Source organism: Paraburkholderia sp. J69-1 (genome assembly GCF_905220255.1).
In the GTDB taxonomy this organism is placed as follows: domain Bacteria; phylum Pseudomonadota; class Gammaproteobacteria; order Burkholderiales; family Burkholderiaceae; genus Paraburkholderia.
On record NZ_CAJMZG010000005.1, the window covers coordinates 76,319 to 90,638 of the forward strand.

The 14,320-nt window shown below is 63.7% G+C and carries 8 protein-coding genes; 1 reads left to right on the plus strand and 7 read right to left on the minus strand.

Going from position 1 to position 14,320, the window contains the following annotated elements; genetic code table 11:
• The first annotated feature begins 194 nt into the window (after positions 1-194).
• On the plus strand, positions 195-425 hold the full coding sequence (locus U5A67_RS10615) for a hypothetical protein (RefSeq protein WP_321813946.1): 231 nt from the start codon (positions 195-197) through the stop codon (positions 423-425).
• Here U5A67_RS10615 and U5A67_RS10620 read toward each other — a convergent pair.
• From U5A67_RS10620 to U5A67_RS10650, 7 genes are read right to left on the minus strand one after another with little or no spacing between them, the layout of a single operon-like run.
• Positions 422-691 (minus strand): hypothetical protein, encoded by a 270-nt coding sequence (locus U5A67_RS10620; RefSeq protein WP_321813947.1) that lies wholly within the window; start codon positions 689-691, stop codon positions 422-424. The two genes, U5A67_RS10615 and U5A67_RS10620, sit on opposite strands and share 4 nt — an antisense overlap.
• Positions 692-717: 26 nt before the next feature.
• Positions 718-1,461 carry an outer membrane lipoprotein-sorting protein gene (locus U5A67_RS10625; protein WP_321813948.1) on the minus strand — a complete coding sequence of 248 codons (744 nt, stop codon included), beginning with the start codon at positions 1,459-1,461 and terminating at the stop codon, positions 718-720.
• Between the two features lie 41 nt (positions 1,462-1,502).
• On the minus strand, positions 1,503-2,753 hold the full coding sequence (locus U5A67_RS10630; protein WP_321813949.1) for an ABC transporter permease: 1,251 nt from the start codon (positions 2,751-2,753) through the stop codon (positions 1,503-1,505).
• Positions 2,753-3,526, minus strand: coding sequence for an ABC transporter ATP-binding protein (locus tag U5A67_RS10635; RefSeq protein WP_241023257.1), 774 nt, complete (start codon positions 3,524-3,526; stop codon positions 2,753-2,755). The genes U5A67_RS10630 and U5A67_RS10635 overlap by 1 nt, the downstream gene beginning before the upstream one ends.
• Positions 3,523-5,319 (minus strand): 4'-phosphopantetheinyl transferase superfamily protein, encoded by a 1,797-nt coding sequence (locus U5A67_RS10640; RefSeq protein WP_321813950.1) that lies wholly within the window; start codon positions 5,317-5,319, stop codon positions 3,523-3,525. The genes U5A67_RS10635 and U5A67_RS10640 overlap by 4 nt, the downstream gene beginning before the upstream one ends.
• The gene (locus tag U5A67_RS10645) at positions 5,319-6,548 is read right to left on the minus strand and encodes a 3-oxoacyl-[acyl-carrier-protein] synthase III C-terminal domain-containing protein (protein WP_321813951.1); all 1,230 of its coding nucleotides are present in this window, start codon (positions 6,546-6,548) and stop codon (positions 5,319-5,321) included. Before U5A67_RS10645 ends, U5A67_RS10640 begins: the two co-directional genes overlap by 1 nt.
• Positions 6,545-14,311 (minus strand): SDR family NAD(P)-dependent oxidoreductase, encoded by a 7,767-nt coding sequence (locus U5A67_RS10650; RefSeq protein WP_321813952.1) that lies wholly within the window; start codon positions 14,309-14,311, stop codon positions 6,545-6,547. The genes U5A67_RS10645 and U5A67_RS10650 overlap by 4 nt, the downstream gene beginning before the upstream one ends.
• Between the last annotated feature and the right edge of the window lie 9 nt (positions 14,312-14,320).

A 14,320-nucleotide genomic window follows, 5' to 3' on the forward strand; every position in this document is an offset into this window, starting at 1 on the left:
ATTGAGCGCAGGTAACGCGCGTCGTTGTGCGCGCTGGCGATATCGTCCAGCATCAAATCCGCAGCGGCAACGAGGCGAATATCCTCATACAGCCTACGCGATGATCCCGCGTAAATCGTGCGACTCCCGAAACGCTGCGCAAACCGTCTGAACGCTGCGCTACGCAGCCCCCATAAGCTGCCGTGCAGCACGAAATGCACGGACGGAATCTGCGCAAGCCGCTCCATATCGGCAAGTCGCGACATATCGTTTTCGTTCGCCAGTCTCTCGAGACCCGACATCACGAGCACGGCGTCGCGCCCGCGCCCCAACGCGTCCCGCACCCGCTCGCGCTGCGCGCACGCGAAGTGGCCGCGCCACGGCTCGCGCGACTCGTGCAGCTTGCGCGGATCATTCGCCGCACGCTCCTGCTCCGCGCCATCTAGACGATATGATTGGCAATCCATACGATCTGCAGAATGAGTTTTCGATCGTCGAGATCGAGTGCGTCGTCTTCGCAGATCGCCAGTTGCTCGAGCGACAACGACAGGCTGTGAAAATTGGGCGTAGACGGCGAGACGATCGGCCAGTTGCGCATTAAAAACGTGAGTGGAATGACGCTGCGCCGTTCGCACCAGCGCTCGAACAGCGCAGCGCACAACTGCTCGAGTTCCGCTGCCAGGCGCATATGCCGCCTCATGTACTCGTCCATGAACGGCTCCTTCGGGCAGCGGGCGATCAGCGCATGAACAGATTCAGATCGAAAACATAATCCGGCAGCGACGAAATCTGCGGATTGCTCAGATTCAGATACGTGATGTCGCCGTTCATGAGCGTGCTGTGAAAGGTGATTTTTGAAATAAACGGGCGCACCTGGCCATCTACCCTCACCTGGTTTTGGTAGTCCATCGTCGACGACTTGAACTTCTTGCCCGATACCGTGTAGTACTCGGCCATGACGCCCAGCAGGCGCTTTTTCGACACCCAGTACTTGATGCGGTCGTACGTGGTCTTGTCGCTTTTCGCCTTGAGGTCGAAGACATAGCAGTCTTCGCCATCGACGGCTTCATCGGCCAGTTGCGTGGCTTCGTAGTCTTCCGCGTAATTGGTCGACGCAATATCGCCATACGCCGCATCGCCCAACAGTTTCTGCCGTTGCGAAATCGGCACCGGTTTCGACAAGCCAGGTTTGTAGAACCACATGCTCGAACTCAGCATCAACAGTTTCTGACCGCGATACTTCGGCGGCGCGAGCGACAAACCCGACACATCGAAGCCGCGCGCCTTGATTTCGTACGACATGTTGTCGAGCACTTCATTGTTTTCCATCGACTGCACGTTCACCTGCCACGACACGCCCGCGACGTTGCCTCGTGCCTCATCGGCGGCCTTGAGGATTTCGTGCGGCGTAAGCGACGCGTGCACCGCGGCCGCCATCACGAGACCGGCCAAAAGCCCGGCGACACGGAAGATGCGCTTCATGATCGTTCTCCTCGTTAAAACGACTCCACATGACGCGTGGCTCACGCATAACCCAGCGCGCTCACGATCACCATGCGCGCGGCCTTGCGCGCCGGCATCAGCGAGGCCACCAACGAGAGCGCCAATAACGCCAGCACGCTGTAAATCCAGTAGTGCGGTACGAAATAGATCTGCAGCGGCACTTCGCGGCTGATCTGCGGTGGCACCCACGTGGGTTGCAATGCCGCGACGGCCCATAGCACGCCGAGATTCAGCAAGGCGCCGAGCAGCGCGCCGAACACGCCCAGCATCAGGCTCTCCAGTGCAAACAGCCCGACGATCCCGCGCCGCCGCACGCCCAGCGCGCGCAGCGTGCCGATTTCGCGCGTGCGCTCCATGATCGCCATCGTCACGGTGTTGACGATGCTCATCACGACAATCGTGAAAACGATCAGGAAGGTGATGAGAAAAATCACGTCGAACATTTTCTTCACCTTCGTATAGAACGGCGAAAGCTCGTTCCACGTCTTCACATCGACCGCGAGACCCGCGGCCTCGAACTCGCGCGCAAGTTCCGACTGCATGGCGACGGTCTGCGCGTCGTCGCGCAACAGGATGGTGAGACGGTCGACGTTGGTGGTGTCGTAGAGGCTCTGGGCGAACTTGAGTGGCACGGCCGCAAAGGAGTTTTCCAGCGCTTCATCAGGCGCGTCGATCAATTGCACGATCTGCGCATCGAGCGCGTTGATCTGGCCGGAAACCGTCGGCGACATCGCCACTGCGCCGGAACCCAGCTTCAGGTTCAACTGCTGCGCCAGGCCATGCGTAATGCCGATGCCGTAATCCAGTCGATCGGACAGCGGTTGACCGTCATAGAGTTTCGCGCGCCCCATAATGCCTACCGCGTGACTCGCAATGGCTTGAATATCGCCGGGCACGCGTCCTGGCGCGAAGAAGATCGTCGATACCTTGCCATTGCTCAGTAGTCCGGATATCTGCAACTGTGGCGTGACGACCAGCACTTCGGGATGACGCGCAAGAATCTCGCGCATCTTCCTTACATCGGATTCCGAAAGCAGATAGCGCGTGGGCTCCAGCTTGCCGTGCAACAGAAAGCCTTGCTTGAACACCGTGAGATGGCCGTTCGCTTCGGCGTAGATATAGCTGTCCTTGAGGCTCTGGAAAATATATTGCGTAAAACCGCCCAGGGTGTTCACCGCCAGAAAACCCATGCCGATCGCAAGGATCGTGAACAGCGAGCGGCGGCCGTTGCGCCACAGATTGCGCAGCGCGAGCTTGAGCCAGGTCGTCATCACACTCTCCCGGTCATCGAATAGTTGAGCGTGCCGTAATGGCGGCTTTGAACCTGCGGCGTATGGCTGCAGTCCTCGATCAACGCGCCGTCGCGCATCATGATGCGGCGATCGACGCGTTCGAGCAGGCGCTCGTCGTGGGTGGAGAAGACGAATGTCGTGCCTTCGCGCGCGCTGATACTGCGCATCAGATCGATGATTCGGTGCGCATTATGCGAGTCGAGATTCGCGGTGGGTTCGTCGGCCACCACGAGGCGCGGGTTCGCAATCAACGCCCGCGCAATCGCCACCCGCTGCTGCTGGCCGCCAGAGAGTTTCGATGGCCGATGGGCGGCGAACTCGGCCAGCCCCACATCGGCCAGCCGTTTTTCGGCGGCTTCCACGCACGCGCGCGAAGCGCGGCGGCCCACCTGTAGCGGCAGCATCACGTTTTCCAGCGCGGAAAGCACCGGCAGCAAATTGAAGCCCTGAAAGACGAAGCCGATCTTGCGATTGCGCGCCTGACTGCGGGCGTCGTCGCTGAGCATGGCGGCGTCCTGCCCTTCGAACAGGACCATGCCCGAGCTAGGCGTGTCGAGCAGGCCGATCAGATTGCACAGCGTCGACTTGCCCGAGCCCGAGGGCCCCCAGGCGGCGACGAATTCGCCGGGCTGAATCGAGACATCGACGCCCTTGAGCGCGGTGATCTGCGACTCGCCAAGCTGATAGCGCTTGACGACCTGACGCATTTCCACCAGCGGTTCGCTGGCGTGAGTCATGGCGAGTACAGTCATGTGAGGCTCCTTGTGTCATCGCCGCTCTGGCGGCAAACGGCGACGATCATCGCGTTGACTGACCAGGTGCTGACCTGCGCCTCGCGCCCGCTGCCGGCATCGCGCATCCGCAGCGTGCCGCCCGCTTCGAGCACCACCGCTTCGAAGCGATGCGGCCCGGACGCCACGCCCGTACCCAGACATTTGCCGAGCGCTTCTTTCGCGCACCATAGCCGCGTGATCCAGACATCGCGCTGCGTCAACCCGTCCAGCAAGGCACGTTCGGAAGCCGTCGCCATCGCGCGCACAAAGCCGTCGTCGCGGCGCGCAACCGGTTCGATATCGACACCAATGGGTTCGCCCTGAACGATCGCCACGGCTTCGCCGCCGCTATGCGCGATGGAAAGCGAAGGCGCGACCGGCTCAGGCCAGTGCGTGACGAGCGGCTTTCCGCGCGCATCGTTGCCAATGGCGAACGCCGCCGGATGCAGCGCGCCGCTGCTGCTGCCCGCCACCTGCGCGCGCCAGGCACGCAACGCGTCCTTTGCCGCAATACGTCCGAGCAGCCAGGTCTTTTGCCGTCCCGGTTCCGCGTGCTGGCCCGCCTGCTGCGGAAGGCGGCTGAACACGGCCATTTCATTCGCTGTCAGGTAATGACGGGCGAGCAGTTCCACATCGAAGCCCGCAAGACACGCTTTCGTCACTCGCCGCGCGACGGCATCGGCATCAGCCGCGCCTGGCGGTAATTCAAGGTCGTCGCTGAGCAGATAGCGCGCCGGTTCGCGACGGAACGCCACGAGTTTGCGATCCCACTGGAAACGCCACGAGCGCCATTCCTTGACGCGCAACCAGACTCCGCCCTGGCCGTCCTCGATCTCCACGTCGGCGGCCAGCATCTTGCCCGTGCCGCTCGTCACCTTGATGCGCATAGGCACACACGTGCCGGGCGCGGGCGTCGGGCGATAGAACTCCATCTTGCCGAGGCCGATCGGAAACACGACGCCGCCCTGCTGCGAAGTCCACACCGCCATCGCCTGCCCGACGGCATCGAGCAATGCGGGGTCGGTCAGCAATTGCGGCTGCGTAGTCGAACGAAGCAGATTCGCTGGCGAATTCACCAGTAGATCGGCATGAACACCGTGTTCGCCCACGCTCATCTCACCGGTCAGACGCTGGAATAGCGGACCATGAAATAACTCGCGCTCTTCGTAAATACGTCCCGCAGATAGCTTCGTATTGGCGCGCGGCATGTCGAACTGCATGCCCAGATCGAGCTGATAGCGCGAACTGAACAGCACCGTCGAACTGATCGACGGCTTCGTTTCGCCGCTCGCATAGACTTCCACGTCGATGCGGCAGATCGCACGCGCGGGATCGACGCTGCGAATCCGCCCTTCCACGCGCAGCGCCAGCGCATCAGTATCGGCCAGCGCGATCCAGCGCGCGGCGCATACCTGTTCGAAGCCGATCAGGCCGTAGCCAGGCGCGAGACACGCGGCGGCCTCGGCCATGATCTCCAGGCTCACCGTCATCGGCACCACGGGGAAACAGGCCGAAAGCGGTTTGACGTCGTTCGCATGCACGAAATGATGATCGGCGAGATACAGGTCTTCATCGAGCGAAAGCCGATGCTCGACCGTCACCGCAACGCCCGGCTCGTAGCGCGCCACATCGCCGACAAAAGGCAGCACGCGCGCCCGTGCCTGCGTCTGTTTCTGCGTGCTCGCGATGGTTTCATCGTCGGCGAACTCCGCAGCCGCGCGTACTTCGTGTAGACGTGCAACGATCGGCATGCCGTGGTGGTGGTTATGCATCAGACTTTCTCCATCACGAGGCCCGTCACCGTCATGCCGGGTCCGAAGCCCAGTGAAACCACGCGGGTGCCCGGCGTGATCGCCTTCTCTTCGACAATGCGCTTGAGAATGTAGGGAATCGTTGCCGAGGTCATATTGCCGTTATCGCGGAACACTTCCTTGCTGATGCCGACGTAGTCGTCGCGCAGGCCTAGTTCGTCCTGCACATGCTCGACGATGCGGGGCCCGCCCGGATGAATCGCAAACACAATGCTGTGCTTTTCGCGCTCGAAATCGATGCCGACGCTTTGCAGCAGCGAGGTCACGAAACGCCGTACATGCTGCTTGATCACGATGGGCACGCGGATCGTCAGCGTCATCTGGAACTGATGCGGGGCCGGTATTTCGGTCATTTCATCGGCGGAATCGGGCAGCAAATGTTCGTCGAAAGCCAGCACGCGCAAGCCGCGCAGACCGTGCGAGCGCACGTATTCATCCGAACACACCGAGTATTTGATAAAGCCGTCGCCGAACAAGGTCATGGCGACGATGTTCTGCGCGCTGCCGTCTTCGAGGTTGTGATGCGCCGAGAGCAATTCCGTATGCACGATATCGACGCGCTGCTTGGGCGGCGTCACGCCGAAATGCGACGACGAAAGAAAACCGTGCGCCATGCGGATCGCCGGAAACGCGCCATAACAGCCCATGTGATAGCTGTGCGTGACAGTGGTGTCGAACCATTCCTTGTGCGCCACCATGCGCTCCACAGGGCTCGGCGAAAGATAACCGGTGCTGGTCACATGGATCATGTCGTCGGGCGCATCGGCAATGCCGTCGTACATTTCGGCGAGGCAATCGCCCACGACCTTGGCATAACTCTCATGACGCTCGCGGATATTCGCGCCTTTCGGGTCTTTCAGATCGGGCGAATGCAGACGCAAATGACGGTGCTCGGGCGCAGGGTCGGCCAGCACGAGTTCGCCATCGACAAAGCGGATATCGCGCAGGCGCGGAAAGAACACGAGCTGACGACGGCGGATCTGGTCGGGCGTCACAGCGTAGCGCGAGAATTTCTCCCTGAAATCACGCACGGTCTGGCGGATATGGTCGCGCGCCTGGATATCGTGCATGCGGCAAAAGCCCATGGCGAGCGCATAAGAACTCACTTCCAGCGTAATGCGCTGCGCGACCGGCTTGGCGACCTGGGCGGGCCAGAAGTTCGCGAGAACGGGCTTGGCGAAAGTATTCATTTGAGCGTGCTCCCCTGATGAGTCTGGCGATGATCGTGACGTTCCTGACCGAGCCGCAGCGAGGCAATCTGCTGGATGCTCGACGAAATGACGAGTTCGGGCGTGCCGCTCGCGCCGCGCTCCAGTGCGGCCATGAAGTGCCGGCGTCCCTGCTCGACGGGAATCGGCCGTATCGAGCGGGACGCGTAGAGACGGCGCAATGTGTCGCTCACCATGCCCGCGTCCCACGGCCCCCAGTTGATCGAGAGCGCGTGCACCTGCGGCCACAGATGGCACAGGCGGTCGGCGAGCTTGTTGAGCACTTCATTGGCCGCGCTGTAATCCGACTGGCCCACATTGCCGAAGCGCCCCGTCACGGAAGAGAAAAACACGATGAACTTCAGGTGTTCCGGGCGCAGCCGCCGTTCGAGCACGAGTGCGGGCGTGACCTTCGTGTCGAACACCGTGTCGAAGGCTTCGAGCGGTTTGTCGGCGATCAGCTTGTCGCTGATCACGCCCGCGCCGTGCAGTACGCCGTCGATTCGCCCATAGCGCGCGTAGAGATGATCGATAAGCTGTTCGAATGATTTTTCGTCGCGCACGTCCAAGCTGTGATATTCGATGGTGGCGCCCGCCGCGCGCATCGCCGCGAGATTCGCGCGTATCTCTCGGTTGCGCAGAATACGGGTGTAAACACGGTCTATTTCCGCTGGCGTGACCTTGTCGTTACTTGCCCGCAACGCGCGGATCAGCGCCTGCTTGAGCGCGCGAGGATCGTCGATATTCGCGGTCGTGGCGTCTTCGGTGGCGGGCAGCGGGCTGCGCCCCACCAGAATGAGCTTCGGACGATAGCGTTCGGCCAGCGCGCGGGTCACGTCCGCCGTGATGCCGCATGCGCCGCCCGTGACCAGCACGACCGCATCGGCTTCGAGCGTGAGCCGCGAGAGGTCCTGTCGCGCCACGCCGTTATGGCGCAGATCGAGCAGCCAGCGGCCTTGCTGCGTATACCCCACTTCCACGCCGGGCCGGCCGCTGCGAATCTCGTCGACCACCTGCGAGGCCTGAGTGGCGACATCGAGTGCGGGATCGACATCCACGCATTTGACTTTCACGTCCGACCATTCGCGCGCCGCCGATTTCGCCACGCCCAGCACGCCCGCGCGCCCGGCTTCGAAGGCCCGCGATCGGCTCAGACCGAACTGGCCGTCGAACGCCGTCACGTTGACGATCCACGCGCCGTCGTTCGCGCGCGCCTTCAGGTCCGGCTCGAAGGCCTTGAGCAGCAGGAACAGCGCGCGGGCATCGTGGCGATCTTCATAGGACGGATCGGCAGTTGCGCCCATGACATTGATGAGCGCGACCGGCGGTGCAGTGCATTCGTTGATCACCAGATCGCGCAATGGCTTCACGCTCTCCAGCGATGACAAATCCACTTCGTAATGCTTATCATCTATTACACGCGTATGCGCGCCTGGCGCGAGACGGTGCACACTCGCGCCGTATCCGCCAAGCGCTGTCGCGAAGGCGTCGGCCAGCGGCCCGGCGCCCACGATCAGCACGTCCGCGTGGGCGAACGGATTGCCGAACTCGCCATCTCCGTCGAGTCCGGCCGCCACGGCCTGCACCGCATAGCATTGCACCGGATCGACGTGCGCGAGTTCGCCATCGGGCTCCACCGCTTCATTGAACGAAGTCGGTGGAGCCGAGGCTTTTTTTGGCGCGTGCCCTCCCGCGATCACGCTCGCGCTTTCTTCAGGCGCGTGCGTAGTGACCGCCGCCGTGCCCGTCATGCTCGCGTACCACGCGACGATCTCGTTGAGCGATTTCAGGCCGGAAAGCGCTTCGATCACAGCTTCCTCGTCGCGATCGCCGAGCAGGTTGAACTTCGTCGTCAGGTTGCTGAAGATCTCCACGCGCTTGATCGAGTCGATGCCGAGGTCAGCTTCCATATGCGCGTCGGGGTCGAGCATATCGAGCGGATAGCCCGTGCGTTCGGACACGGCTTGCAACAGGTGTGCCCTGAAAGCTTCCGTCGATGCAGGATTGGCGGCACCGGCAACACCAGGCAAGACGGCGATCACATCCGGGGCTTCGATCAGCGCGCTGGACGCGGCTGGCGCTACGCGCTGAGGTGCAGGTGTAGGTGCTGGCGTTAGCGCGGGCGAGGTCGCCGCCATCACCACCGCCGTGATCTGCTGCGGCAGAACCGGCGTGGGCGGCGCGGCGTCGAGTGTCGTCGATACGGCCGCGGGTTGCGGCGTCGCGACGGCGACCGCCACCGAGGCAGTCAACGGCGCATTTGCAGGCGCCGCGACCATCGGCGTGGCGACCATGGGCACCGCATACGGGGAAGCCGGCGGCAACGAATCGGCAATCGCTACGCGTTGGCGCGGCGTCGCCACGAGTTGCGCCTGAAAGTCGAGGAAATGCCGCAGGCTGCGTTGCTGCTCGAATTGGAGTTCGAGCAGCCGGCTTACGCCGAACTGGATCTGCGCGAACTCGGTCTCCGAGCAGCGCTCGGTGACGGGCGGCGCGGTGCGCGCCATGCCGGCAGTCACTTCGCCGGGTAGATTCTCCATTTTCATCGTGGTTCTCCTGTCGCTGAGGGTGGAGGTCGAAACAGGCAGCGCGGGCATCGCGGCTGGCACTGAAGGGACGATGGCCGGCGCCGGATCGGCAGCGGCAGGCGTTGCTAGTGGCGGAGGTGCAAGCGGCGCGGCCATGCTCGCCGCTGCCCCAGCCGGCGGTTCGGCCGATGGCGCTTGTACCGGCGCGGGCGCACTGACGTTGATCGACATGGCCGGGCGCCGCGTAGCAACGCGCGGCTGCGGAGCATGCCAGGGCTTCGCGCGCGCCGCGTTCACGCGCCAGATCAGCGGCCCCGGCGCATCGCGTTTCACGGCATCGGCGAACACGTCATCGACGCTCAGGTCTTTCAGGCCGCGATGCGCAAACCACGCATCGAGCCGCACCAGCAGGCCGAGCGTCTGCGCCTGCGCGAGCAGTTGCGCCAGTTGCAGCCCGCCGGGACGGCCAGGCGCGTCGAGGCCGAGCGTGGCATGCTTGCGCTCGCCCAGAATGCGATCGACCAGCCCGCCCAGCACGAGACCCGGCCCGCACTCGATAAACACGCGCACACCCGCTTGATAGAGCGCTTCGATTTCATCGGCGAAACGCACGGGTTCGGCGATATGGCGCGCAAGCAGCGCACGCACCGCCTCGCCGGTTGGCGGATAAGGCTCGCCGGTCGTGTTGCTGTACACCGGCACGCGCGGCGCGTTGAATTCGATGTCCGCCAGGGCGGCCGCGAGCGCATCGCGCGGGCCCGCCATGATGTCGCAATGGAACGCGGCGCTCACCGGCAGCTTTTTCACGCGCATACCGGCATCGGAAAATGTGCTTATTGCGACGTCGATGGCGTCGACGGTGCCGGAAACAATGGTCTGATCCGGCGCATTGACATTCGCAATGCTCACAGCGAGCGCATGTTCGGCGATCATCTGCGCAACGCGCGCGCCATCGGCTTCGAGCGCGGCCATCGCGCCCGTGGGCGCATTCGCGGACAGCTTGCCGCGCAGCTTCGACAGGCGGATCAGCGCTTCGAACGGCAGCGCACCGGCGGCACACAGCGCAACGTACTCGCCATAGCTGTGTCCCGCGACGTGGTCGGGATGCAGGCCGAAACGCGTCAGCACATCGAACGCCGCCATGCCCGTCATGCCCAGCGCGGGCTGCGCGATTGCCGTGTCGTTGAGCGCTTCCTGCTGCGCGTCGCGCTCGGCGTCGCTGAATACGGGCACCGGAAAGATGTGCGAGGCAATGCGCCGCGATGGCGTTTCGTTCGCCTCCGCCAGCGCGGGCGCTTCGTCGAACCAGTGCTGCAATTCCGGCATCGCCGTCACGAGGTCGCGCAGCATATTCACGCGCTGCGAACCTTGCCCCGGGAACAGAAAACACACGCCGCCGGGCGCTTCCTTGCGCTCGCTATAGAAGAGCGAAGGCGGCGCGCTGATATCCGCATGATCGGGCAGCAGTTCGAGCGCGCGCCGCAGCTTCTGGCGCAACTCCGCCACAGAAGCGGCCAGCACCACCAGCCGGCAGGCGTGCGAGCCGTTCACGCGCTTGACCGCCGCTTGCTCGCGATAAAGCGACCACGCCAGTTGCGCCAGATCGAGCGACTGGCTGCGCTCGAGCGCGAGCATCATCTGGCTGACGGCTTGCTCGATCACGGCGCGCGTCGGCCCGGCAAAGGCGAAAATTTCCACATCGCGCGGATTGAGATCGAGCGCATCCGATGCGCGGAAACTGCCTGTATATTCGGCCAGCACCGTATGAAAGTTGGTCCCGCCAAAGCCGAACGCACTCACGCCGCAGTAACGCGTTTGCGCAGGCTGGCGACGCAGCCAAGGACGCGTCTGCGTATTCACATAGAACGGCGAGGTGGCGAAATCGATGCCGCTCGCGGGCTTTTCCACGCCGATGGTCGGCGGCAGGACGCGATGGCGCAGCGCGAGCGCCGCCTTGATGAGCCCCGCCATCCCCGCCGCCACTTTCGTATGGCCAATCATCGACTTGACCGAACCGACCGCGCATTCCTGGGTGCCCATCGCCGCTTCGCCAAACGCCAGGTTCAGCGCGGCGATCTCCGATTTGTCGCCAAGCGCGGTGCCCGTGCCGTGCGCCTCGATCAAGGTCACGGCGGCGGGGTCGACACCCGCTTCCGCGTAGGCTCGCTTGAGCGCCTGCACCTGCGCGGGCGGATGCGGCGCGGTCAGGCTGCGATTGCGCCCATCGCTCGAACTGCCCATGCCCTTGATCACCGCATAGATGCGGTCGCCGTCGCGCTCCGCATCGGCGACACGCTTGAGCACGACTGCGCCCACGCCTTCGCTGATGGCGATACCGTCGGCGCTATCGTCGAACGGACGCGAGCGACCGCGCGGCGAAAGCGCGTAGGTCTGCGCGAAACACATGAAACCCAGCGGGCCGTTCGTGCCGTCGACGCCGCCCACCAGCGCGACATCGGCGTCATGACTGCGCAACTGTCGAATGCCCGCATCGAGCGCGGCGAGCGACGACGCGCAGGCGGCATCGACGGTGAAATTCGCGCCGCCCAGATCGAGCCGGTTCGCCACGCGCCCCGCAATCACATTGCCGAGGATGCCGGGGAATGTGTCCTCGGTCCATTTGGGCAGCACATCCTCGTAAATCTCCTTGAGAAGCTGCTCGCGCGCTTCGTCGGAAAGACCAGGCACGTTGCGCAGATAATGCGGCAGCAGCGCGCGGAAATTGAAAATCGTGCCGAGATCGTTCATGCCGCCCACGGCGAAGATCGTCGCGGTGCGCTCGCGCGGAAAGCCGCGCCGCTCGAAACCCGCGTCTTCGAGCGCAAGACGCGAGACTTCGAGCGCGAGCAGTTGCACCGGCTCGATCGATGCGACGCTCGCGGGCGCAATGCCGTAGCGCTGCGGATCGAAGGCAATATCGTCGAGAAAACCGCCCCATTTCGAATAGATCTTATCCGGCGTGCCGCGCTTCGGATCGAACAGATCGGCCACGCGCCAGCGATCGTCGCTCACTTCGCGGATCGCATCGACGCCGCGCAGAATGTTCTGCCAGTACTCGCGCATGCTCTGCGCGCCGGGAAACAGACAGGCCATGCCCACAATCGCGATATCTTCGCGACGCGTGCGGCCCGGCAGCGAGACCGGCCGCGCACGCTTGCGCAGCAGCGCCTCGCTGCCCGCCGAAACGTTCTCGTGCAACTCCGCTACGCTGCACGTGCTCGTGCGCAGCCGCGCCACTTCGCCGAGCATATAGATGCCTTCGTTGCGCTGCGTGGTTTCATTGACTTCGACATAACCGTCTTCGCCGCGCGCGAGTTCCGCTTCGCTGCGATGCGCGATGCCTTTCGCCGCAATGCGCAGCCGCCCGATATTCATCATTTCGAGCTTCATCAGCGTGTCTTCGTCGGAGCTGGACGCGAGAATGAGATCACGGCGCACCTTGTCGAATTCGTCGCAAAACGGCGTTTGCGCGCAACGCGTATACACGCCGACGCCCGACTGCAGCAACGCCGTCTTCTCGCACGCCACGGCCTGACGCTGAAACTCTTCGACGATCGCGCCCTGCGCGACGATTTCGTGCGTAAACAGATACGCGGTACCCATCAACACGCCGATCTTCATGCCACGCGCGACCAGCGGTGCGGCTACGGCGCTGACCATCGCCGCCGAAAGCGCATCGTGCACGCCGCCCGCGAACAGCACCTGAATGGATTCGGGATACTTAATATCTGCGTTCAAAAGGATCTCGACCGCCGATTCCCACAGGATAAAGCTGGTTCGCGGGCCGGTATGACCACCGCACTCGCTGCCTTCGAACACGAAACGGCGCGCGCCATCGGCGAGAAAACCGCGCAATAAGCCCGGCGACGGCACATGCAGATAGGTTACCGTGCCCGCTTCGTCCAGCTCGCGCGCCTGGCTCGGGCGGCCGCCTGCAATGATCGCAAAAGGCGGCTTGAACTCGCGCACGACTTCGAGTTGCGCCTGGCGCATCTCCAGCGGCAAAAAGCCCAGAATGCCGACACCCCAGGGCCGCGCACCGATGTGCTCCGCCGTGCGTTCGAGCACCGCTCGCACCTGCTTGCCGCGCAGCACCGCGAGCGCGAGAAACGGCAGCGCGCCGCCTTCCGCCACCGCAGCCGCGAACGCGCCGACATCGCTCACGCGCGTCATCGGCCCCTGCGCAATGGGGTAACGCGTGCCGTGCCGTTGCGCAAGCGCCGAGTCCGGCGCGAGCGGCACCTGCGCGGCCGCCTGTTCTATCGCTGATGTCGCGTGTTCGCGCAATGCCGTAATCATGCGGCCCACCGTGCCGTAACGCTCGGCGAAAACCGGCGCGAAAGCAATGTCCTGACCGAGCGCGATCAGTTGATCGTCGCCCAGCATGCGCGAAGCGAGCGACGCCTGCCAGCTTTCGCCTTTGGCGACGCTCACTTCGAGTTCGCGTAACTGGGCACGCCCCGAACGCGCGAAGAAGCGATAGAGCGTCTCGCCGCTGCCGATCAGCACCGTCTCGCTGCCGTCGAGCTTCGACCACTGCATGCGCTGCGCAGGCGTGTGAAACGGCCCTTCATCGGCCAGCCAGAGCGGCTCGCCCATCACCACGCCGGCGGCGCCCGCAAGCGCCGCGGCGGCCACCGTATGCCGGCCGATGCCGCCTTGAATCCACCACGGCATCTCCAACTGGCCGCTGAATTCCTGCAGTAGCATGAACGACGCATGCGCGCTAACACGTCCGCCCGCCTCGTGACCTTTGACGATCACGCCGTCGAAACCCGCGTCCTGCGCCACTTTTGCGCCCTGCAAATTCTGTACTTCCAGCATGACGACGGCGGCCAGTTCGCGCGTGCTGTGAACGATGCGCGCCGCGGCGTCTGCGTCCAGTCCGCCGAGCACGAGCAGCGGCACTGGCTGCGCATCGCCGAGTAGTGCCGACAAAGCTATGCACCCGCCCGATGCATCCGTGGCCGCGTTTATGCCTGCGCTTATGCCTCCATTGATCCCCGCATCCCATCGTACGCCCCACGACGCCGATGGCGCGACGCTACTCTTCAGGCGCGCAAGCGCGGTCTCGACAGCCGCGCGCGTCTGCCCAATACCCAGATCGAGTACGCCCGTCGCGCCCGCACGGCAAGCTGCGATAGCGATTTCCGGCGTGAGCCAGCAGGACGGCGTGAGCGCCATTACCTCGATCGATTTTTGTCGGGATGTTCTCATCGAAGTCAC